Annotated in this window: 22 protein-coding genes; 13 read left to right on the top strand and 9 right to left on the bottom strand. The window is 65.2% G+C overall.

Annotated features, from left to right (window positions below; translation table 11 throughout):
• Positions 1–10 precede the first annotated feature (10 nt).
• From APZ15_RS16265 to acs, 3 genes are all read right to left on the bottom strand, one after another.
• Positions 11–2,026 (bottom strand): sodium:solute symporter family protein, encoded by a 2,016-nt coding sequence (locus tag APZ15_RS16265; protein ID WP_027786903.1) that lies wholly within the window; start codon positions 2,024–2,026, stop codon positions 11–13.
• A 3-nt stretch (positions 2,027–2,029) separates the two neighbouring features.
• Positions 2,030–2,374 carry a DUF4212 domain-containing protein gene (locus tag APZ15_RS16270; RefSeq protein WP_021163615.1) on the bottom strand — a complete coding sequence of 115 codons (345 nt, stop codon included), beginning with the start codon at positions 2,372–2,374 and terminating at the stop codon, positions 2,030–2,032.
• Between the two features lie 83 nt (positions 2,375–2,457).
• The gene (acs, locus tag APZ15_RS16275) at positions 2,458–4,440 is read right to left on the bottom strand and encodes an acetate--CoA ligase (RefSeq protein WP_027786900.1); all 1,983 of its coding nucleotides are present in this window, start codon (positions 4,438–4,440) and stop codon (positions 2,458–2,460) included.
• A gap of 316 nt (positions 4,441–4,756) precedes the next feature.
• On the opposite strand from acs, the gene APZ15_RS16280 reads away from it, so the two are divergent.
• The 9 genes from APZ15_RS16280 (at position 4,757) to APZ15_RS16320 (ending at position 12,060) form a co-directional block, all read left to right on the top strand.
• Complete coding sequence (locus tag APZ15_RS16280) at positions 4,757–5,653, top strand: DMT family transporter (RefSeq protein WP_027786899.1); 897 nt, start codon at positions 4,757–4,759, stop codon at positions 5,651–5,653.
• 113 nt (positions 5,654–5,766) lie between these two features.
• Positions 5,767–6,384 carry a TIGR00645 family protein gene (locus APZ15_RS16285; RefSeq protein WP_027786898.1) on the top strand — a complete coding sequence of 206 codons (618 nt, stop codon included), beginning with the start codon at positions 5,767–5,769 and terminating at the stop codon, positions 6,382–6,384.
• A 34-nt stretch (positions 6,385–6,418) separates the two neighbouring features.
• On the top strand, positions 6,419–7,942 hold the full coding sequence (locus APZ15_RS16290) for a fumarate hydratase (protein ID WP_006478316.1): 1,524 nt from the start codon (positions 6,419–6,421) through the stop codon (positions 7,940–7,942).
• A gap of 194 nt (positions 7,943–8,136) precedes the next feature.
• Positions 8,137–8,613 (top strand): bacterioferritin, encoded by a 477-nt coding sequence (bfr, locus tag APZ15_RS16295; protein ID WP_011352652.1) that lies wholly within the window; start codon positions 8,137–8,139, stop codon positions 8,611–8,613.
• A gap of 39 nt (positions 8,614–8,652) precedes the next feature.
• Positions 8,653–9,513, top strand: a complete 861-nt coding sequence (murI, locus tag APZ15_RS16300) for a glutamate racemase (protein ID WP_027786897.1) — start codon at positions 8,653–8,655, stop codon at positions 9,511–9,513.
• 151 nt (positions 9,514–9,664) lie between these two features.
• Positions 9,665–9,901, top strand: coding sequence for a (2Fe-2S)-binding protein (locus APZ15_RS16305; protein WP_011352654.1), 237 nt, complete (start codon positions 9,665–9,667; stop codon positions 9,899–9,901).
• Between the two features lie 217 nt (positions 9,902–10,118).
• On the top strand, positions 10,119–10,850 hold the full coding sequence (locus APZ15_RS16310; protein ID WP_027786896.1) for an energy transducer TonB: 732 nt from the start codon (positions 10,119–10,121) through the stop codon (positions 10,848–10,850).
• A gap of 36 nt (positions 10,851–10,886) precedes the next feature.
• A complete protein-coding gene (locus tag APZ15_RS16315; protein WP_027786895.1) occupies positions 10,887–11,618 on the top strand; it encodes a MotA/TolQ/ExbB proton channel family protein in 732 nt (243 codons plus the stop codon).
• 13 nt (positions 11,619–11,631) lie between these two features.
• On the top strand, positions 11,632–12,060 hold the full coding sequence (locus APZ15_RS16320) for an ExbD/TolR family protein (protein WP_021163407.1): 429 nt from the start codon (positions 11,632–11,634) through the stop codon (positions 12,058–12,060).
• A gap of 398 nt (positions 12,061–12,458) precedes the next feature.
• Here the strand turns inward: APZ15_RS16320 and APZ15_RS16325 are convergent, their stop codons facing one another.
• Entirely contained in the window at positions 12,459–13,433 is a 975-nt protein-coding gene (locus APZ15_RS16325) for a LysR family transcriptional regulator (RefSeq protein WP_021163408.1), read from the bottom strand.
• Positions 13,434–13,555: 122 nt separating this feature from the next.
• Here APZ15_RS16325 and APZ15_RS16330 point away from each other — a divergent pair, with 122 nt between their 5' ends.
• From APZ15_RS16330 to hemP, 3 genes are all read left to right on the top strand, one after another.
• Positions 13,556–14,428: a pirin family protein gene (locus APZ15_RS16330; RefSeq protein WP_027786894.1), complete on the top strand. Its 873-nt coding sequence runs from the start codon at positions 13,556–13,558 to the stop codon at positions 14,426–14,428.
• A 99-nt stretch (positions 14,429–14,527) separates the two neighbouring features.
• The gene (locus tag APZ15_RS16335; protein ID WP_027786893.1) at positions 14,528–15,010 is read left to right on the top strand and encodes an SRPBCC family protein; all 483 of its coding nucleotides are present in this window, start codon (positions 14,528–14,530) and stop codon (positions 15,008–15,010) included.
• Between the two features lie 138 nt (positions 15,011–15,148).
• Positions 15,149–15,394, top strand: coding sequence for a hemin uptake protein HemP (gene hemP, locus APZ15_RS16340; RefSeq protein WP_021163412.1), 246 nt, complete (start codon positions 15,149–15,151; stop codon positions 15,392–15,394).
• A 273-nt stretch (positions 15,395–15,667) separates the two neighbouring features.
• On the opposite strand, the gene APZ15_RS16345 is transcribed toward hemP, so the two are convergent.
• The 5 genes from APZ15_RS16345 to uvrB form a co-directional block, all read right to left on the bottom strand.
• On the bottom strand, positions 15,668–17,065 hold the full coding sequence (locus APZ15_RS16345) for a 4Fe-4S binding protein (RefSeq protein WP_027786892.1): 1,398 nt from the start codon (positions 17,063–17,065) through the stop codon (positions 15,668–15,670).
• Positions 17,062–17,904, bottom strand: a complete 843-nt coding sequence (locus tag APZ15_RS16350) for an FTR1 family iron permease (RefSeq protein ID WP_021163415.1) — start codon at positions 17,902–17,904, stop codon at positions 17,062–17,064. The genes APZ15_RS16345 and APZ15_RS16350 overlap by 4 nt, the downstream gene beginning before the upstream one ends.
• A 58-nt stretch (positions 17,905–17,962) precedes the next feature.
• Positions 17,963–18,295, bottom strand: coding sequence for a cupredoxin domain-containing protein (locus APZ15_RS16355; protein ID WP_027786891.1), 333 nt, complete (start codon positions 18,293–18,295; stop codon positions 17,963–17,965).
• Positions 18,296–18,350: 55 nt separating this feature from the next.
• Complete coding sequence (locus tag APZ15_RS16360) at positions 18,351–18,902, bottom strand: iron transporter (protein WP_021163417.1); 552 nt, start codon at positions 18,900–18,902, stop codon at positions 18,351–18,353.
• 220 nt (positions 18,903–19,122) lie between these two features.
• Positions 19,123–21,213: an excinuclease ABC subunit UvrB gene (gene uvrB, locus APZ15_RS16365; RefSeq protein ID WP_027786890.1), complete on the bottom strand. Its 2,091-nt coding sequence runs from the start codon at positions 21,211–21,213 to the stop codon at positions 19,123–19,125.
• Between the two features lie 263 nt (positions 21,214–21,476).
• Between uvrB and APZ15_RS16370 the strand changes: the two genes are divergently transcribed.
• A complete protein-coding gene (locus tag APZ15_RS16370) occupies positions 21,477–22,676 on the top strand; it encodes an amino acid aminotransferase (RefSeq protein ID WP_027786889.1) in 1,200 nt (399 codons plus the stop codon).
• The last annotated feature ends 43 nt before the right edge of the window (positions 22,677–22,719 follow it).

Below are 22,719 nucleotides of genomic sequence, written 5' to 3' on the forward strand. Positions count from 1 at the left end.
GACACCCGCGTCACGGATGCCGGATGTAATCCACCAGCGCCCGCGTATAGTCATCCGGCTTACGATCGAACAGACTCACGACGATCGCCACCGCGAACCCCGCCGGCACCCCGAACACGCCCGAACTGATCGACTCGATCCCGAACCACGTGCGCCCCGCGAATCCCGTCAGCTGCGTGAAGTACGGATAGGTCGACACGATGTAGTACACGCACACCGCGAGCCCGGTCACCATCCCGGCGATCGCACCGCGCGTCGTCGTGCGCTTCCAGAACACGCCGAGCACCAGCACCGGAAAAAAGCTCGAGGCCGCCAGCGAGAACGCAGCGCCGACGAGAAACAGGATCTTCCCCGTATTGAGCGACGCGACATACGACGCGAACAGGGCGACGCCGAGCAGCAGCACCTTCGAGATCGTCACGCGCCGCTGGCTCGATGCGTCGGGCGCGACCATGCAGTAGTAGACGTCGTGCGACAGCGCGTTGGCGATCGTCAGCAGCAGCCCGTCCGCGGTCGACAGCGCCGCGGCAAGCGCACCGGCCGCGATCAGTCCCGACACGACGTACGGTAGCCCGGCAATCTCCGGCGCGGCCAGTACGACCATGTCCGGCTGCATCTGGATTTCCGACCAGTGCACGATGCCATCGCGAATCACCTCGACGACGCTGATCAGGTCGGGCTCGAAGTGATGCCATTGCGTGACCCACGCCGGCAATTCGGCGAACGGCCGCCCGACGAGGTTCGCGAGGATCTCGTACTTGATCAGCACCGCGAGCACCGGCACGCTGAGGTAGAACAGCGCGATGAAGAACAGGGTCCACCCGACCGAGCGCCGCGCCGACGCGACCGACGTGGTCGTGTTGTAACGCGTCAGGATGTGCGGCAGGCTCGCGGTGCCGAGCGACAGGCACAGCAGCAGCGCGAGGAAGTTCCGCTCGCGCGGCTTGCGCTCGTCATCGCTCGCGGCGGGAAACGGTTCGTGCATCGGCACGGGCGGCTCGGCACGGGCCAGCAGGTCGTCACGCGCCTGCGTCCACGCGACCCGCGCCGCCGCCGGATCGCGCGGAAAGTCCGCCAGCTCGCGCTCGCGCTGGCTGATCTCGCGCAGCGGTCCGTTGTGGCGCCGCAGGTCGGCCAACTGGTCGGCGAGATGCCGGCGTGCATCCGCATACGACGAAGGCAGCCGGTCGAGCCGCGTCTGGATGTCCGCGGCTTGTCGTCGATATGCGTCGCGCACCTGCTGTTCGTCGGACGCATCGCGCACCTGCGCCTCGCGCGCCGCGACGCGCTCCATCAGCTTGCCGTAGCTGAACTGCGGCACCGGGCCGAGCCCGTTCTTCATCGCGATCAGCGACACCGGAATCAGGATCGCGCTGATCAGGATGATGTACTGCGCGACCTGCGTCCAGGTGACCGCGCGCATCCCGCCGAGAAACGAGCATACGAGAATGCCCGCGAGCCCGCAGAAGATCCCGATCGCGAAATCGACGCCAATGAAGCGCGTCGCGATCAGGCCGATCCCCTGGATCTGCGCGACCAGGTACACGAACGAACACAGGATCGCCGCGCCGGCCGCGAGCGCACGCACGGCCGTGCTCGAAAAGCGCGTACCGAGAAAATCGGGAATCGTGTAGCGCGCGAGCTTGCGCACATAAGGCGCAAGCAGGAACGCCACGAGGCAGAACCCGCCCGTCCAGCCCATCACGTACGCGAGCGCATCGTAGCCGGTCGTATAGAGCGAGCCGGCCAGGCCGATGAACGACGCGGCCGACAGCCAGTCGGCCGCCGTCGCCATCCCGTTGAACGCGGACGGCACGCGCCGCCCGGCCACGTAGTATTCGACGAGATCGGACGTGCGCGACAGCAGCCCGATCACCGCGTACACCGCGATCGGCACGAACAGGAACACGTAGCCGATCCAGACGCCGGAGCCGGTGGCGCGCTCGATCCGCCACATCAGCAGCACGAATCCGAGAAACCCCAGCGTGTAGAGCGCATACGCGCGGATCAGTCGATGCGTCAGCATGAATCAGCGCCCGCCGTTCGGATGGCCGGTACGCGCCGCATGATCGTCGTACGCGCGGCGCAGCGTGCGGTCGGCGCGCTGCATCAGCCCGATATACGCGACGATCAGCACGAGATACACGAGAATCGCGCCCTGCGCACCGACGTAGAACGGCAGGCTGAACCCGGCGAAGCGCACGCTCGCGAGCGCGGGCCCGAAGAACGGCACGATGAACGACACGGCGAAACCGATCGCCATCAGCACCGCGATCAGCGCGACATTGAAGCGCCAGTAGCGTGCGTGGGCACGCGCGAGCGGCTCGGGAACGGGCGGTGGCGCGGCAGGCGCGGATCGGGTCGGAACGGTCATGCCGTTATGTAACAAAAAGCCCCTGCGCGGGCAATCGGGATTGCCGCGCAGGGGCTCGTGCGCGTGATGCGCAACCGGTACGGTCAGCGCACTTCGGCGAGCTGCTCGAGGATGGCCGGGTTCTCGAGCGTGGACGTGTCCTGCGTGATCGCTTCGCCCTTGGCGAGCGAGCGCAGCAGGCGCCGCATGATCTTGCCCGAGCGCGTCTTCGGCAGGTTGTCGCCGAAGCGGATGTCCTTCGGCTTCGCGATCGGCCCGATCTGCTTGCCGACCCAGTCGCGCAGCGTCTTGGCGAGCGCCGCGGCCTCCTCGCCTTCCGGACGCGCACGCTTGAGCACCACGAACGCGACCACCGCCTCGCCCGTCGTGTCGTCAGGACGGCCGACCACGGCCGCCTCGGCCACCAGCTCGTGCGAGACCAGCGCCGATTCGATCTCCATCGTGCCGAGCCGGTGGCCCGACACGTTCAGCACGTCGTCGATCCGGCCCATGATCGTGAAGTAGCCGGTGTCCTTGTCGCGCACGGTGCCGTCGCCGGCGAGGTACAGCGTGCCGCCGAGTTCTTCCGGGTAGTAGCTCTTCTTGAAGCGTTCCGGGTCGCCCCAGATCGTGCGGATCATCGCCGGCCACGGGCGCTTGACGACGAGAATGCCGCCTTGCCCGTTCGGCACGTCCTGGCCGGTTTCGTCGACCACCGCGGCCATGATGCCCGGCAGCGGCAGCGTGCACGAACCGGGCACGGTCGGCGTCGCGCCCGGCAGCGGCGTGATCATGTGGCCGCCCGTCTCGGTCTGCCACCACGTATCGACGATCGGGCAGCGCTCCTGGCCGACGTGCTTGTGATACCACATCCACGCTTCCGGATTGATCGGCTCGCCGACCGTGCCGATGATGCGCAGGCTCGACAGGTCGTAGCTCTTCGGATGCACCTTGTCGTCGGCCTCGGCGGCCTTGATCAGCGAACGGATCGCCGTCGGCGCGGTGTAGAACACGCTGACCTTGTGGTCGCCGATCATCTTCCAGAAGCGGCCGGCGTCCGGCCAGGTCGGCACGCCCTCGAACACGACCTGCGTGCCGCCGCAGGCGAGCGGGCCGTACGTGATGTACGTGTGGCCGGTGACCCAGCCGATGTCGGCCGTGCACCAGAACACGTCGGTGGGCTTCCAGTCGAAGGTCCACTTCATCGTCTGCGCGGCCCACAGCAGGTAGCCGCCGGTGCTGTGCTGCACGCCCTTCGGCTTGCCGGTCGAGCCCGACGTATACAGGATGAACAGCGGATGCTCGGCGCTCACCCATTCCGGCTCGCAGGTGTCGGATTCGGCGGCCGTCAGTTCGTGCATCCACAGGTCGCGGTCGGCATGCCAGTCGATCTTGCCGCCGGTGCGGCGATAGACGATCACGCTCTTCACCGCTTCGCAGCCGCCCAGCGCGAGCGCCTCGTCGGCGATGCTCTTGAGCGGCAGCGTCTTGCCGCCGCGTGCCTGCTCGTCGGCCGTGATCAGCGCCGTCGCGCCGACGTCGACGAGCCGCTCGTTCAGCGACTTCGCGGAGAAGCCGCCGAACACGACCGAGTGGGTCGCGCCGATGCGCGCGCAGGCCTGCATCGCGACGATGCCTTCGATCGACATCGGGATATAGATGACGACGCGGTCGCCCTTGCCGATGCCGCGCTTCTTCAGCGCATTCGCGAAACGCGACACGCGGGCGAGGAGATCCGCATAGGTGACGCGCGTGACGGTGCCGTCGTCGGCTTCGAAGATCACCGCGACGCGCTCGCCGTTGCCGGCTTCGACGTGACGGTCGAGGCAGTTGTACGACGCGTTGAGCTCGCCGTCGTCGAACCACTTGTAGAACGGCGCGTTGGACTCGTCGAGCACTTTGGTGAACGGCTTGTGCCACGCGAGGCCCTCGCGCGCGAGGCGCGCCCAGAAGCCTTCGTAATCGCGCTCGGCCTCGGCGACGAGCGCCCGATAGGCCGGCATGCCGGAAATGGTCGCCGCCTGCTCGAGCGCCGCGGGCGGCGCAAACTGGCGGGTTTCGTGAAGAACCGATTCAATCGCAGACATCGACTACCCCTTGGTGAACATGAATCCTCTGCATGGCGGCGCGATCGTGCACGCCGCGCGTCTTGGCCGGCGCATGCGCGCCGCTGTCTCCTACCCACCATCCGCGCACGGTCCGAAGGCCGCTGCGCGATGCTGCGCCGCACCACGTCGCCCGATGGCGACCGGGCGACCCGACAGTGTCCACAATAAGCGCTCCAACTTACCCGTCACTTACGCGGCACGGCCGTTTCGCCCGCCGGGCGGCGCCGCTTGCAGCTTTACGCTGTAACGAGCGCGACCCTACAATCCTAACTGAACTCGCCTTCCGGATTCCAGCTTGAATCGCTATGCTTTCTTTCTCGTTCTGTCGATGCTGTTCGTCGGCAGCAATGTCGGTATCGGCAAATCGATCGTCGTCTTCGTTCCCGTCGCCATCCTCGCCACGCTGCGCTTCGTGATTGCGATCGCCGTGCTGTGGCCGCTGTTCAGCCCGGTGAAGATGCGCACCGTCAAGCGCGGCGAATGGCTGAACCTGTTCTTGCAGGCGTTCTTCGGCACCTTCATGTTCACGCTGCTGATGCTGAACGGCGTGCAGCGCACGAGCGCGGTCGCGGCCGGCGTGATCACCAGCACGATTCCGGCGATCGTCGCGCTGTTCGCGTGGCTGATCCTGCGTGAAAAACCGAACGGCCGTGCGCTCGTGTCGATCGCGCTCGCGATCGCCGGCGTCGTGACGATCAACCTCGCGAACGGCAGCGCCGCCGGGCACGGCGCATCGTCGTCGCTGACCGGCAACCTGCTGATCCTCGGCGCGGTGTGCTGCGAATCGATCTACGTGATCCTGTCGCGCCGCCTCACGCAGACGCTCGCGCCGATCGACATCTGCGCGTACACGCACCTGTTCGGCCTGTGCCTGATGCTGCCGCTCGGCGCGACGGCCATGTGGCATTTCGATTACGCGAGCGTGCCGGCCGGCACCTGGGCGCTCGTCGTCTGGTACGGCCTGTCGGCCAGCATCTTCTCGTTCTGGCTGTGGATGAAAGGCATCCGGCACGTGCCGGGCAGCCTCGCGGGCGTGTTCAGCGCGGTGCTGCCGGTCGCCGCAGCCGCGTATGGCATCGCGTTCCTCGGCGAGCGGCCGACCCTCGCCCACGGCATTGCGCTCGCGTGCGTCGTCACCGGCATCGTGCTCGCAAGCCTGCGCGTGAAACGCGTGCCCGCCGCCGCGTCCTGATCCGTCCCCGGCTGTGCCGGCGCGTCACTGCAGTCGCGCCGGCCGACGCGTTACAATAGCGCGCCTTTTCAAGATTACCCCCGATACCTGCGCACCGCGCCCGACTCTCCACCATGTCCGCCCCGCATTCGCCCGGCCGCCCCGCCCGTCGCCCGCTTCGCCCGCTTCCCGCGCTGATTTTCATGAGCCGCTGGCTCCAGGTTCCGCTTTACCTCGGCCTGATCGTCGCGCAGGCCGTCTACGTGTTCCTGTTCCTGAAGGAAGTCTGGCACCTGCTGTCGCATGCGACCAGCCTCGACGAAATCAGCGTGATGCTCGCGGTGCTCGGCCTGATCGACGTGGTGATGATCTCGAACCTGCTGATCATGGTGATCGTCGGCGGTTACGAAACGTTCGTGTCGCGCCTCGGCATCGAGGGCCACCCCGACGAGCCCGAATGGCTCGACCACGTGAACGCGGGCGTGCTGAAGGTCAAGCTGTCGATGGCGCTGATCAGCATTTCGTCGATCCACCTGCTGAAGACGTTCATCAACCCCGACCAGCACACGATGCACGCGATCATGTGGCAGGTGATCATCCACGTGTCGTTCCTGGTGTCGGCGCTCGTGATGGCGTGGGTCGACCGCCTGACGACGCACACGCACCCGGCCCATTTCCACGAGACGCACGCGCCGCACGCGAGCGCCGTGCCCGCGTCCCGCAAGCCGGCCGAAGCAGCCGCCAACGCATAAACGCATTCCCCACTGTCCCCACAGAGTCTCAGCCATGACCGTCATCAAACAGGAAGACCTGATCCAGAGCATCGCGGATTCGCTGCAGTACATCAGCTACTACCACCCGCTCGACTACATCCAGGCCCTCGGCCGCGCATACGAGCTGGAAGAAAGCCCGGCCGCGAAGGATGCGATCGCGCAGATCCTCACGAACAGCCGCATGTGCGCGGAAGGCAAGCGTCCGATCTGCCAGGACACCGGCATCGTCACGATCTTCGTGAAGGTCGGCATGGACGTGCGCTGGGACGGCGCGACGATGGGCCTCACCGACATGATCAACGAAGGCGTGCGCCGCGGTTACACGCACCCGGACAACGTGCTGCGCGCGTCGATCGTCAATCCGCCGGAAGGCGCCCGCAAGAACACGAAGGACAACACGCCGGCCGTGATCCACTACGAGATCGTGCCGGGCGACAAGGTCGACGTGCAGGTCGCGGCGAAGGGCGGCGGCTCGGAGAACAAGTCGAAGTTCGTGATGCTGAACCCGTCCGACTCGATCGTCGACTGGGTGCTGAAGACGGTCCCGACGATGGGCGCGGGCTGGTGCCCGCCGGGCATGCTCGGGATCGGCATCGGCGGCACCGCCGAGAAGGCGATGCTGATGGCGAAGGAATCGCTGATGGAGCCGATCGACATCCAGGAAATCATCGCGCGCGGCCCGAAGGACTGGGTCGAGGAACTGCGTGTCGAACTGCACGAGAAGGTCAACGCTCTCGGCATCGGCGCCCAGGGCCTCGGTGGCCTCGCAACGGTGCTCGACGTGAAGATCATGGCGGCACCGACGCACGCGGCATCGAAGCCGGTCGCGCTGATCCCGAACTGCGCGGCCACGCGCCACGCGCACTTCGTGCTCGACGGCTCGGGCCCGGCCAAGCTTGAAGCACCGTCGCTCGACGCATGGCCGAAGGTCCAGTGGGAACCCAACACGGAAACCAGCAAGCGCGTCGACCTGAACACGCTGACGCCGGAAGAAGTCGCCAGCTGGACGCCGGGCCAGACGCTGCTGCTGTCGGGCAAGATGCTCACCGGCCGCGACGCTGCGCACAAGCGCATCGCCGACATGCTCGCGAAGGGCGAGAAGCTGCCGGTCGACTTCACCAACCGCGTGATCTACTACGTCGGCCCGGTCGATCCGGTGCGCGACGAAGTGGTCGGCCCGGCAGGCCCGACGACGGCCACGCGCATGGACAAGTTCACCGAGACGATGCTCGCGCAGACCGGCCTGATCTCGATGGTCGGCAAGGCCGAGCGCGGCCCGGTCGCGATCGACGCGATCAAGAAGCACAAGGCGGCCTACCTGATGGCCGTCGGCGGCGCCGCGTACCTCGTGTCGAAGGCGATCCGCGGCGCGAAGGTGCTCGCATTCGAGGACCTCGGCATGGAAGCGATCTACGAGTTCGACGTGCAGGACATGCCGGTGACGGTCGCCGTCGATTCGTCGGGCACGTCGGTGCACCAGACCGGCCCGAAGGAGTGGCAGGCGAAGATCGGCAAGATCCCGGTCGCAACCGCTTGAGCGCGATCGAATGCAAGGCCGGACGCAAGTCCGGCCTTTTTGCTTCTCGTTCTCATTCCTGCATGCGGCCGGTTATTCGAGGCTGATTCTCATTACATGCAAAAGGCAGGCCCGGCAAGGCTTCGAGGCTTGGCTTTTCTCGTACGAGCGATTATCTTTCGGTTTCTGAAGCCCCACTGAACAAGGAACAAGCCATGCAAGGCGACAAGAAAGTCATCGAATATCTGAACGCCCAGTTGAAGAATGAACTCACGGCGATCAACCAGTACTTCCTGCATGCGCGCATGTACAAGCACTGGGGCCTCGAGAAACTCGGCAAGCACGAGTACGACGAGTCGATCGGCGAAATGAAGCACGCCGACTGGCTGATCGAGCGCGTCTTCATGCTCGACGGCCTGCCGAACCTGCAGGACCTGCACAAGCTGCTCGTCGGCGAGGAAACCGAAGAGATCCTGAAGTGCGACCTGAAGCTCGAGCAGATTTCGCAGTCCACCTGCAAGGAAGCGATCGCCTATTGCGAATCGGTTCGTGACTACGTGTCGCGCGAGATCTTCGAAAAGATCCTCGACGACACCGAAGAGCACATCGACTGGCTGGAAACGCAGATCGACCTGATCGGCAAGGTCGGCCTGCAGAACTACCAGCAAACGATGATGGGTTCGCCGGAGTAAGCGCGCTCCGCCCTTCCCGCCATCGCCACCCGCCCTTTCATGTCGACACCTTCCGTTATCGCCGCGACGTCCACGACCGCTGCCCCCATCGGCATCTTCGATTCAGGGCTGGGTGGCCTGTCGGTACTGCGCGCCGCGCGTGCGCAGCTGCCCGACGAATCGTTCATCTACGTCGCCGATTCGCACCACGCACCTTATGGTCCGCGCGATGAGGCGTTCATTACGGAACGTACGCTGGCAATCGGCGAGTGGCTGGCCCGCGAAGGGGCGAAGGCGCTCGTCATCGCCTGCAACACCGCAACCGCACGCGCGATCGCCGCGATCCGCGAACACCTGCCGATGCCGCTCGTCGGCGTCGAGCCGGGCATCAAGCCGGCCGTCGCCGTGTCCGCGAGCGGCGTCGCGGGCGTCCTCGCCACGCAGTCGACGCTGAACAGCCCGCGCTTCCAGGCGCTGCTCGACCGCTACGGCGCCGGCCGCCGCTTCATCTGCCAGCCCGGCCACGGGCTCGTCGAGGCCATCGAGCGCGGCGACACGAACTCGCCCGCATTGCGCGCGTTGCTCGACAGCTACCTGCAGCCGATGCTCGACGACGGCGCCGATACGCTGGTACTCGGCTGCACGCATTATCCGTTCTTCACGGAAACGATTCGTGACCTTGTGGGCGACCGCCTGACGATCGTCGACACGAGCGACGCAATCGCGCGCCAGCTCGCCCGGATTCTCGACGAGCGCAGCCTGCGTGCGCCGGCCGGCACGCGCGCGGCGCCACCCCGCTTCTGCTCGACCAGCGACGGCCGCCAGTTGCAGGTACTCGCGTCGACGCTGCTCGGCCTCGCCGCACCGGTCGAATCCGTCACCATTTCCTCGCCGAACGCGCGCGCCTGCGCGACCGCCTGACACGAGCCGGCACGCCCGCTTCCGCGTGCCGCTCCACCGCCCCCATCGTTTCAAGGGTCCGATGACCTTAAAAAAAGCCCGACCCGCGCTTGTCAACGTCCGCAAAATTAATGATAATAATTCGCATTAACGTTAGCTATCGCAACTCACCATGATCGTCTGCGTGTGCAAGTCTGTTTCCGATCGCAAGATTCGCGCGTCCCTCGCAGAGGGTGTGAACTCTTTCGATGAACTCCAGTTCGAGCTCGGCGTGGCCACGTGCTGCGGCAAGTGCGAGGAGTCCGTACGCGACCTCATGGCCGAACAAGGCGTCTGCGCGAGCCAGTGCGGTGTCGAGCACCACGCTCATCCGATCCCGGTCACGTTCTACGAACGCAAGGCTGCTTGACCGGCGCCGGGTGTGTACATGCGGCCCAGGCCGCATTTTTGTTTTGACCGTCAGCAAGCCACCGTATGCGCGAGCCAGCGGCTTACCTGCCAAGGAGCCTGTCATGGAATTGCTGATCGGATTTGTGACCACCGTTTGCATCTCGCTGCTGATCTTCCGCAAGTGATGCCGATTCACCCGCCGCGCCCCGGGTGCGACATCGTTCTTTCAAGCTAACATGCAGGCTTCGCATTCCACTCCCGCCAGCATCTTGCCGGCTGCACCACGTATGAATCCCCGAGTGATCGTCGCCGCGGTCGGTGTGCTTGCCGCACATGCGATCATGCTGACGGCCGCCTGGCTCCATCGCAACGCGCCGCCGCCGGCGAAGGAGATCGAGGTTCAGTCGATCACCGCACAGCTCATTCCGCCCGCGCCCCCTGCCCAGCCGGTCGCGGTCCAGTCGGCCGCGCAGCAGCCCACGCCCCCCAAGCCCACGCCGCGCGTGAAGCCGAAGGTCGAGCCGAAGCCGGTACAGAAAGCCGTCCCGACGCCTCAGCCGGTCGCGCAGGCACCGTCGCCGACACCCGCGCCGGCAGTGGTCGATCCGACGCCGGCTCCCGCCGCGCCGGCGCCTGCCGCACCGGCTGCAGCACCCGGCCCGGCGCGCGAGACAATGCAGGTCAGCGCACCGAAGAACGTCACGGCGCTCAGCTGCAATTTCGTGAAGCCCGCCTATCCGACGATGTCGAAGCGTCGCGGCGAAACGGGCACGGCTTATGTTCACTTCATCATCGGCGTGACGGGCAAGATCGAAAGCGTCCAGCTGCAGAAGAGCAGCGGCTACCCGCGTCTCGACGAAGCCGCGCTCGAGGCGACGCGCGCCAGCACCTGCCCGCCGTATATCGAGAACGGCCAGGCGATCCGCGCCGCCCATACGCTGCCCTTCAACTTCACGCTCGACGACTAACCCGTCATATTCGGTAGATTCAAAGGAAACAAGAAAATGCAAAGCTACGGTATCGCGCACGTCTGGGCGCAAGGTGATTTCGTCACGCGCGCCATCGCGATCACGCTGCTCGTGATGTCGGTCCTGTCGTGGATCGTGATCGTCATCAAGGGCTGGAACGTGATCCGCCTGAACCGCCTGACGAAGAACGCCGAACAGGCGTTCTGGCATTCGGACAACTTCGACGACGGCATCAAGAAGCTCGGGCTCGCCGCCTCGACGCCGAACGACAACCCGTTCCTCGCGCTCGCGCTGTCGGGCAAGGAAGCCGCCGATCACCACCACCAGACGCAACCGCACCTGCACGACCGCATGGACGTGTCGGACTGGGTCACGCGCTGCCTGAAGGACACGATGGACGAAGGCATCTCGCGCATGCAAAGCGGCCTCGCGATCCTCGCGTCGGTCGGCAGCACGGCGCCGTTCGTCGGCCTGTTCGGTACGGTCTGGGGGATCTACCACGCACTGCTCGCGATCGGCGCATCCGGCCAGACGTCGATCGACCAGGTCGCGGGCCCGGTCGGCGAATCGCTGATCATGACCGCATTCGGCCTGTTCGTCGCGATCCCGGCCGTGCTCGGCTACAACGCACTCACCCGTGCGAACAAGGGCGTCGTCAGCAAGCTGCGCCGCTTCGCGCACGGCCTGCACGCGTATTTCGTGACGGGCGCGAGCCTCGCATCGTCGTCGACGCGCGACGGCCTGCGTCTCGCGACGCGCGCCAGCTGAGACGGGGTGAACCATGGCAATGAACACCGGTTTCAGCGACGATGACGACGATGCAGTGATGAGCGAGATCAACATGACGCCGCTCGTCGACGTCATGCTCGTACTCCTGATCATTTTCCTCGTGACGATCCCGGCGATGCAGCACGCGGTGAAGATCGACCTGCCGCATGCCAGCAGCCAGCCTGTCGACGAGAAACCGCAGACGGTCGACGTCGCGATCCAGGGCGACGGCACGATCCTGTGGGACGACCATACGGTCACGCGCGAACAATTGCAGGAACGCATCGCGGAAGCGGCAAAACGCACGCCGCAGCCGGAGTTGCACCTGCGCGCGGACCGCAAGGTTGCCTACGAACACGTCGCCGAAGTGATGTCGGATGCGCAGGCCGGCGGTTTGACGAAGCTCGGCTTCGTGACCGAGCCGACCGCAAAAGCGAAGTAACGCACGCGCAATCAGGCGCTCGCCGGCTGCACCTGGCCGGCCGCACCTCGCCGGCCGCACCTCGCCGGCCGCGCACAAAGTAAAAGGCCTTCATCGCCAGATGAAGGCCTTTTTTCATGCGCACGCGGGCGCCTTCGGGCGGCGGGCTCTTTGGCGGTATCGGTTACGCCTCGAGCAACGCAAATGCGACTCTGCCGTGGTCTGCACGGACTGCGCGTTCTGCCCTATCTGGCTCACAATATATGCGGCCACCTGATTTCGCTCAGAACTTCCTTCACGAAATGGGATTTCAATATAGGCTCGCACGCACGCGCATTCAAGGTTCCGGCGATTGAAACTTGCGATTGCAGGCGACGCTTCAATGACAAAACAAATTTGCCTCGCCGTGCACGTCGTGTTCAGGTCGCCGAAACATCGGCCGCCGCTTCCTTCTTCGCACGCTCCGGACACCCCGGTTCCTTGTAGGCGCCGTGATCGAGCTTCTCGACCAGATAGTCGACAAACGCACGCACCGCAGGCGGCATCCCCTGCCGCGACACGAACACCGCGTACAGCTGCGGCACGGGCAGCGTCCAGCCTGGCATCACCGGCGACAGTTGCCCCGCGCGCAGCGCGTTGCCGTACATCATCTCGGGCAGCGCCGCGATGCCGAGGCCATCGAGCACGGCTTCGCGAATCGTCATCAGGTCGGCCGTCACCAGCCGCGGGTCGTGTTCGTGCACGTGACGCGTACCGTCCGGCGCGATCAGGTTGAACACGTGCCGCCCGTCGACGCTCGGCGTATCGAGTGTTTCGAATCCGCTCAGGTCGTCCGGTACCAGCGGCGGCGCATTCTGGCTCAGCAGGCTCGGCGCACCGACCAGCATCTGCTCGGTGCGCCATAGCGGCCGCACGACGATATTCGCGTTCTGCGGCGGCTCCGAGCGCACACGCAGCGCGACGTCGATCGAATCCTCGAACAGGTCGATCACGCGATTCGTCACGCGGACGTGCACCTTCACCTCGGGATAGCGGCGCAGGAATTCGGGCAGGATGCGCGACAGCATCGTCTGCGACAGCGTCACGGGCACACTGACACGCACCGAGCCGCGCGGCGATGCGCGCAACTGCTGGACCGCGTTCATTGCAGCCTGCGCTTCGGCCAGCATCGCCTGGCAGTGCTGGTAGAACAGCTCCCCCGCCTCGGTCAGCGCGAGCTTGCGTGTGGAGCGCTGCAGCAGGCGCACGCCGAGCGCCGCCTCGAGTTCGGTCAGGCGCCGCGACAGGCGCGATTTCGAGATGCCCAGCACGCGCTCCGCGGCCGAGAAACCGCCATGTTCGACGACCTGCGAAAAGTACATGAGGTCGTTCAGGTTGTGTGCATCGATATTCATCTCATCGTTCCAATTTCAGAACAATCCATTGCGAACCGTCGCGAATCGCGCGGTAAAACGCCCAATATAATAGCGCTATGTTTCAAAAATAACGCTATTCCGATGATTTCGAGGGTATCCGCATGACGACCGCTCGCTCGCTTGACCGCACGTACCCCGCCCTTCGCACGACCGAAGGCGGCGGCTTCGTGGTTCACCGCCCGTTCCCGACCCGGCTGCTGATGGATTTCGATCCGTTCCTGCTGCTCGACGAAATGGGCCCCGTCGACTACGCGCCCGGCGAAGCCAAGGGCGCCCCCGACCATCCGCATCGCGGCTTCGAGACCGTGACCTATGCACTCGACGGGCGCTTCCGTCATCGCGACTCGTCCGGCCATGCCGGCACGCTCGGCCCGGGCGACGTGCAATGGATGACGGCGGGCGCCGGCGTCGTGCACAGCGAGATGCCGGATCCTGAATTCGCGCAGGCAGGCGGCCGCTCCCACGGCTTCCAGCTGTGGGTCAACCTGCCGCGGCGCGACAAGCTGATCGCGCCGCGCTACCAGGAAATCCCGGCCGATCGCATCCCGAGCGCCACGTCGCCGGACGGTCTCGTGCGCGTGCGCGTCATCGCCGGCGAAGCGTTCGGCGTCCGGGCGGCGATCGAGACGCGCACGCCGATCCTCTACCAGCATTTCACGCTGCAGCCCGGTGCAACGGTCACGCAGCCCGTCCCGGCAGGCTATCGTGTATTCGCCTATCCGATCGACGGAACGGGCCTCTACGGGCCCGACAGGCAGGCAGTCGACGCACGGCACATGGTCGTGTATGGCGACGACGGCGACACGGTCACGTTCGCTGCCGGCGACACGCCGCTCGACCTGCTGCTGATCGGCGGCGTACCGCTCAACGAGCCGATCGTCCGCTACGGCCCGTTCGTGATGAATACCGAGGAAGAGATCCGGCAGGCGGTCGTCGACTACCAGACGGGGCGCATGGGCCGTATCGAGGCATGAGGCGTGGACACACGGGCAGGTGCCGCGAAACCGCCCGTTTTGCGTCACAATGACTTCTTGAGCCATGTGGCCGCCCGCCACCAGAAGGAACCCGTCCCCTTGAACTTCGAACATCTGATCCAGATCAACTCCGACGATCCGGCCGTGCCCACCCTCACCCGCGACCAGCTCTGGGAAGGTCTCGTGCTGCGCGCCGAACAGCCGCAACTGTTCGTGCTCGGTCTCGACAGCTGCGTCGTCCACGAACGGACGGAGACGACGCTCGAACGCGAACTGCACTACGGTCACGCGACCGTGCGCGATCACGTCACGTTCACGCCGAATCAGCAGGTCCGCTACGACATCCGCGCCGCCGACGGCGAGATCGGCGGCTCGCTGACGATGACGATCGAGGAACGCGACGACCACGAGCTGTTCCTGCGTTTCGAATACCGCACGACGCTGGTCGTCACCGACGACAGCGAAGACGCGCGCCAGACGCACGGGATCGTCAAGGAGGCGTACCGCACGTCGGATATCGACACGGTTCGCCTGATCCGCGAGTACGCGCAGGGCCGCAAGGATCCCGATCCGCTGCACTGAACCCGGCGGCGGCCTGCGGGCCGCCCCTTTGATTCAAGCTATCAGATTCACCATTCCGATCGATAAAGAGTTTTTGTAAATGGGAATAGTTATCATTTAGAATTCATTCCATCGTATCGACAGTCACCGATCAACCGAATGACCGACACCATGCGCCCGACCACGCTGACCTTGCGCCGCCCGACCGGCACCGCAGGCAGCAGCCGCCAGAAGACGGCAGCGGTCACCACGCCGGCGAAGCCCGCCGGCAACCGCGATGCAGGCACGCGGGTCGTCAGCAGCGATGCGCTGCTGCAAGGCCAAAGCCACGTCAGCATCGCGCATAACGGAGAGACCTATCAGTTGCGCGCCACACGGCTCGGCAAACTGATCCTGACGAAGTAACGACAGAGTATTGTGGGGACCACCTCCCTGAGAGGTGTTGGGCATTAGCCAGCGTAACGGCTTGCACGCGAGATCTAGACCCCTTCGTGCAAACACACTCAAGCAGCCGTTGCAGCAAGCCAAGCCACTTTTTTGGTTCTCGCACAAGGAAGAAAAAAGCGACACGTCCTTCGACGTGTCGCTTTTTTTGTTTGGGCGGCCAATGCGCGAAGCAGGTCCCCGAGATTCGTTACCGCGTGAGTACATGACCGCCGAAGCGGCGCGCGAGCCGCTTCAGAAACCCCAGAACATCAGCCACCATGCGCTGTCGATGACGGCAAGCGCGACAGCGAACCACGCGAATGCCGCAAGCCGGCGCGGCAAGGCCGCATAGCGCCCCGTCACTTTCCACGCGAGCCACGCACTCCATGCGTTGGCGCCGACCAGGATCGCGATGCGTACATCGGTTGCCCAACCGAGCGGCACATGCTCGGCACGAAGCAGCGACAGCGTCGTGGCCGACAGGCCAAGAAACACGCCCGCGCCCGCGATCGGGATCAAAGCCTGCGCGAGATGATGGAGCCGCACGCGCTCGAAGCGGCCGAGCATCAGCGTGGCGCCGGCCAACAGCACCAGCAGCGCCGTGCCGTACACGAGCCCCGTGCCGACGATGTAGCTGACGACCAACCCACCGTCGAGCCAGGAGAAGACGTCGTTGCGATCCGGATAATGCGTGAGCAGGAACCACGGTGCATTGGTTTCGAGCGGCCACGTGATGTCATGGTCGATCAGCCAGCCCGCGAGCCATTGCTTGATCTGCACGAACCATGGGCTGACGGTCCAGTGGAACGCACCGATCGCGACGCCGAGCAGGCCGTACAGGATCAGCGCGGTGTCCCACGGGTTCGCCTTTTGCGCGCCGAGGTTCACGACTTCGTCGGACGGCGAGCGCGACGACAGCGAGATCGCATCCCGGTGCCCGCTGCAGCGGCCGCACATATGGCAGTCCGCCGCGCCCTGCATGTTGCGCAACGGCACGAGCGGTGCGCAGTTGATCGGAATCACGCGATGGCCATGCTCGCCGTTCTTGTACGAACGACGCCATGCCTCCTCGTCGACCTTGTAGCGCATCGGCGCAAGCCGCGCGAGCAGCCCGAACACGCCGTTGACCGGGCACAGGTACTTGCACCACACGCGCTTCTCGCGGCCGTACAGCACGCCGATCACGATCGCGCCGACGGTCGAGCCGCCGAGCACGAACAGCACCGCGAGCGGGTACTGGTACACGCTCACCATCTGCCCGTAGATCGTCGTGAGTCCGAACGCGACGAACGGCCAGCCACCCCACCGTATCCAGCGCGGAATCGGGCCGCCCCGGCCGAACTTGCTCGCGAATTCGGTGAGCGCGCCCTCCGGACACAGCACGCCGCACCAGACACGGCCGAGCATCACCATCGACAGCAGCACGAACGGCCACCAGATGCCCCAGAACGTGAATTGCGCGATCAGCGTGAGGTTGCTCCACAGGTGCGCGGAGTCGTCCGGCAGCGGCAACACCGCCGGCACGATGATCAGGAATGCATAGACGGCGACGACGGCCCACTGGATGCCGCGGATCAGCGCGCCGTGGCGCTGCATCCACTGGCCCGCCTGCGCGAGCCAGCCCGGCTTGGCTGCGGCGGCAACGCTCATGCCGCGCGACCCGCAGCGACGGCCGGGCGACGGCTCGCACGCTTCATCAGCAACCAGACCACCGCCCAGTACACCGCGTACGCAACCAGGTTGGTCAGTGCCGGGTGCGCGCGATAACCGGTCAGCGTCGCGACGAGCGAGCCGAACGTGCCCGAATCATCGAGGATCGCGGACGTGTCCCACACCTGCGAAATGCCGAGCGGCAGGATTTCCTTGTCGATCAGCTTGTCGACGCCGGTCTGGAACAGGCCTGCGCCGAGGAACAGCAGCATCACTTCGGTGACGCGGAAGAAATGCCGCCACGAGAAGTACTTGCCGCCGAGCTGCAGCAGATAGAACGTGAAGAACGCAAGGCCGAGGCCGATCACGACCGCGAGCATCTGGCTGCCGTCGACGTGGCCCGACTGGCCGAAACCGAGACCGTACAGGAAGATCACCGTCTCGCTGCCCTCGCGCGCGATCGCAAGCGCGACCAGCACCGCGACGCCCCACCAGTTCGAATCGCGCGTGCTCTGCTGAAGCGATTGCTCCATGTCGCGCTTCAGCGTGCGGCCGTGCCGGCGCATCCACAGCACCATCTGCACGATCAGCACGCATGCGATCAGCACCATCGCAGTCTGGAAGTAGTCCTGCGCGTCACCGGACAGCACTTCGGTGAAACCGACCAGCGCGGCGCCGAGGCCCACGGCCATCAGCAAGCCGACACCGACGCCGGCCCACAGGAAAGGCAGGCCGCGGCGCGCGTCGTCGTCGCCGTTTTTCAGCCATGCATAGAGAATGCCGACGACGAGCAGCGCTTCGACGCTCTCCCGCCAGACGATGAACAAGATCTGACCCATCGATACCTCCTGACGCGCAGAACACCCGGCAGGTGAGCCTGCGCGCAGATAAAACGTGTTACTTCGCGACGATCACGCCCTGCGCCTGCTGGTGGAAATCGTCGAAAAACTTGTATTCGCCCGGCGACAGCGGCGCGACGACCACGAACGAATCGGCACCCGGCGCAAGCACCTTCTCCTTGCGCAGCTGGACGCTCTCGAATTCGGCTGCGCCCTTGCCGGTGTTCTTGATCTCGATCTTGAAACGCTGGCCGGCCGGCACTTCGATGCGGGCGGGATTCAGCTTGCCGTCCGTCATTTCGAGCTTGAACGTCGGCAGATCGGCAGCGTACGCTGCGCCGGCAAGCCACAACGCAGCGGCTGCGGCAACGATTTTCTGGGGAATTTTCATTCTGGGTTCTCTACGCCGACGGCGCGCCGAAGCGCGCCGTCCGTGATGCCACCAATCAGTAACCGCCCTTCTTGCCGATACCGGCGAACGGGAAGTCGTATTCGAGGGTAATGGGCTTGAACCATGCGCCCACGCCCGTTTCCTTGTCGATGTGACGACCGAACGCCATGTGGCCCGTCTGCATCGGCGGCTTGACGACCATCGTCAGGTGATACTTGCCCGGGCCGTTCAGCTTCACGTTGTCGCCGTAGTGCGGACCATCGCTCGCGACCATGCCCATCAGGTCGCCTTCGGCCTTCCACTTCGTGTCACCCTGCTTCGTCAGCTTGTACGTGACCTGCAGGTACGGCATCCAGTCGCCTTCCGCGAAACCCGTCGGGTTGTTCTTGACCGCATGGATGTCGGCCTCGAGGTGGATGTCGGAATCCGACGCCTTGCGCATCATCCCTTCCGGGTCCATCGTGATCGGCTGCAGGTACACCGCGCCGATTTCCATGCCGCCCTGGATCTGCTGCTTGCCGATCGGATATTCGGCAGCCGAGGCCGACATCGCGGCAAGCGCCGCCGCTACCGCAACCGTCGTGCGGATGAACGAAGAACCCAACATGGACACTCCTTGTTATTTGATCTGGAACCATGCGAACCGACCGTCAGGCCTGCCCGCCGAAAACACTAACGCGACGAATAACGTTAATGCGAACAATTCTCAATAATTGCGAAGTTTAGCACCGAACCTGTTCCGGAACAAACGACGAGCCGTGTAAACCCCTGATCCGACAAGGCTTACAGGCTCGTTACCGTAAGGTTTCTGTGACGCTTGGAAAGATTTACCGGCCGCCGCTGACGTGATCGCCGACGTTCGCGCCGAACACGCGCTCACGCAACAGCGCAAGCTGGTCGCGGGTCGCGGCAGCCTTCTCGAACTCGAGGTTCTTCGCGTAGTCGGCCATCTGCTTCTCGAGGCGCTTGATTTCCTTGGCGAGCTGCTTTTCCGACATGTCCTCGAATTTCGCACGCTGCTGGGCTTCCTTCAGCTCGGCGCGTGCCTCGTCCGCGTTGTAGACGCCGTCGATGATGTCCTTGATGCGCTTCACGACACCGCGCGGCGTGATGCCCATCTGCTCGTTGTAGGCAATCTGCTTCGCGCGGCGCCGCTCGGTCTCGCCGATCGCGCGCTTCATCGACTCGGTCATGTTGTCCGCGTAGAGGATCGCCTTGCCGTTCACGTTCCGCGCGGCCCGGCCGATCGTCTGGATCAGCGAGCGTTCCGCGCGCAGGAAGCCTTCCTTGTCCGCGTCGAGGATCGCGACCAGCGACACCTCGGGAATGTCGAGCCCTTCGCGCAGCAGGTTGATCCCGACCAGCACGTCGAACGTGCCGAGCCGCAGGTCACGGATGATTTCGACACGCTCGACCGTGTCGATATCGCTGTGCAGGTAACGCACCTTGACCCCGTGGTCGGCCAGGAACTCGGTGAGCTGTTCGGCCATGCGCTTCGTCAACACGGTGATCAGCACGCGCTCCTCGGCTTTCACGCGCGCGTTGATCTCGGCGAGCACGTCGTCGACCTGCGAGCTCGCCGGCCGCACTTCGATTTCCGGATCGACGAGCCCCGTCGGCCGCACGACCTGTTCGGCGATCTGCCCGGTCACGCGCTTCTCGTAGTCGGCCGGCGTGGCCGACACGAACACGACCTGGCGCATCTTGCGCTCGAACTCGGGGAACTTGAGCGGCCGGTTGTCCAGCGCCGACGGCAGCCGGAAGCCATAGTTGACGAGGTTTTCCTTGCGTGCGCGGTCGCCGTTGTACATGCCGTTCAACTGGCCGATCAGCACGTGCGATTCGTCGAGCAGCATCAGCGCGTCGGGCGGCAGGTAGTCGACGAGCGTCGGCGGGGGATCGCCGGGCTCCGCCCCCGAGAAATGCCGCGAGTAGTTCTCGATGCCCTTGCAGAAGCCGAGCTCCTGCAGCATCTCGAGATCGAAACGCGTGCGCTGTTCGAGGCGCTGCGCCTCGACGAGCTTGCCGTCGCTATGAAAGAACTCGAGCCGCTCGCGCAGTTCGTCCTTGATCGTCTCGACCGCGCGCATCACGGTATCGCGCGGCGTCACATAGTGCGACGATGGATACACGGTGAAGCGCGGAATCTTCTGCCGCACACGGCCGGTCAGCGGGTCGAACAGCTGCAGCGTCTCGACCTCGTCGTCGAACAGCTCGACGCGCACGGCCAGCTCGGCGTGCTCGGCCGGGAAGATGTCGATCGTGTCGCCGCGCACGCGGAACGTGCCGCGCTGGAAATCCTGCTCGTTGCGCGTGTACTGCATCGCGATCAGCCGCGCGATCACGTCGCGCTGGCCGAGCTTGTCGCCGGCGCGCAGCGTCAGGATCATCTGGTGGTATTCGGACGGATTGCCGATACCGTAGATCGCCGACACCGTCGCGACGATCACGACGTCGCGGCGCTCCATCAGGCTCTTCGTCGCCGACAGCCGCATCTGCTCGATGTGCTCGTTGATCGACGAGTCCTTCTCGATGAACAGGTCGCGCTGCGGCACGTAGGCTTCAGGCTGGTAATAGTCGTAGTAAGAGACGAAATACTCGACCGCGTTGCGCGGGAAGAACTCCCGGAATTCCGAGTAGAGTTGCGCGGCAAGCGTCTTGTTCGGCGCGAACACGATCGCCGGGCGGCCGAGCCGCGCGATCGTGTTCGCCATCGTGAAGGTCTTGCCCGAGCCCGTCACGCCGAGCAGCGTCTGGAACGACAGGCCGTCCTCGACCCCTTCGACGAGCGTGTCGATCGCGGTCGGCTGGTCGCCTGCGGGCGGATACGGTTGGTACAGCTGGAACGGCGACCCTTCGAAGGTCACGAATTTCGATTCGTCGAGCGCGTCGCCGGTTTCGGCATGATGTTCGGACATGGAATGCGGCCGGAGCGAGGGCAAAAGAGTCATTCTAGCGCTTCGCGGCCGGGCGAACTGCTGTCGGCTCCTGACGCGCGACGGCCGCCGCAAATCGCGGTTCCCGGCCGAATTTCGCCGCCGAAACGCCGCCCCCGCCAGCGCGAATTCGCTACAATGTCAGGCTGCTGCGCTTTCCGGCGTCGTGCCTGCCTGCGCGCGGTCCCCCGCGCCCGCCCCGCCCGTTGAAAGCCTGACCCTCTTTTCACTACTGCCGAATCATCATGTCGCTCTTCTCTGCTGTCCAGCTTGCTCCCCGCGACCCGATCCTGGGCCTGAACGAAGCCTTCAACGCCGATGCGCGTCCGACCAAGGTCAACCTCGGCGTCGGTGTGTACACGAACGAAGAAGGCAAGATCCCGCTGCTGCGCGCGGTTCGCGAAGCAGAGAAGGTGCGCGTTGAAGCGGGCCTGCCGCGCGGCTACCTGCCGATCGACGGCATCGCCGCCTACGATGCGGCCGTGCAGAAGCTGCTGCTCGGCAACGATTCGCCGCTGATCGCAGCGGGCCGCGTGGTCACGGCCCAGGCACTGGGCGGCACGGGCGCGCTGAAGATCGGCGCCGATTTCCTGCGCACCGTGAACCCGAACGTGAAGGTCGCGATCAGCGATCCGAGCTGGGAAAACCACCGCGCGCTGTTCGAAGCGGCCGGCTTCGAAGTCGTTGCGTACCCGTATTACGACGCGGCCACCAACGGCGTGAACTTCGAAGGCATGCTGTCGGCGCTGAACGGCTACGAAGCCGGCACGGTCGTCGTGCTGCACGCATGCTGCCACAACCCGACCGGCGTGGACCTGACCGAAGCGCAATGGCAACAGGTCGTCGACGTCGTGAAGGCACGCAACCTCGTGCCGTTCCTCGACATGGCCTACCAGGGCTTCGGCGAGAACATCGAGGCCGACGCTGCCGCCGTGCGCCTGTTTGCCGCGGCCGACCTGAACGCATTCGTGTCGTCGTCGTTCTCGAAGTCGTTCTCGCTGTACGGCGAACGCGTCGGCGCCCTGTCGATCATCACGTCGAGCAAGGAAGAAGCGACGCGTGTGCTGTCGCAACTGAAGCGCGTGATCCGCACGAACTACTCGAACCCGCCGACCCATGGCGGCGCCGTGGTCGCAGCGGTGCTCGCATCGCCGGAACTGTACGCTTCGTGGGTGCAGGAACTCGGTGAAATGCGCGACCGCATCCGCGCGATGCGCAACGGTCTCGTCGAGCGCCTGAAGGCAAGCGGCGTCGATCGCGACTTCAGCTTCATCAACGCGCAGCGCGGGATGTTCTCGTATTCGGGCCTGACCTCGGCGCAAGTCGATCGCCTGCGCGACGAGTTCGGCATCTACGCGGTCGGCACGGGCCGGATCTGCGTCGCCGCGCTGAACACGCGCAACCTCGACGCGGTTGCCAATGCCGTTGCAGCTGTCCTGAAATAAGTCGACGCCAACGGACGGCAGCCATCACCGGCCCCGTCCTGCC

Source organism: Burkholderia cepacia ATCC 25416, assembly GCF_001411495.1.
Taxonomy (GTDB): domain Bacteria; phylum Pseudomonadota; class Gammaproteobacteria; order Burkholderiales; family Burkholderiaceae; genus Burkholderia; species Burkholderia cepacia.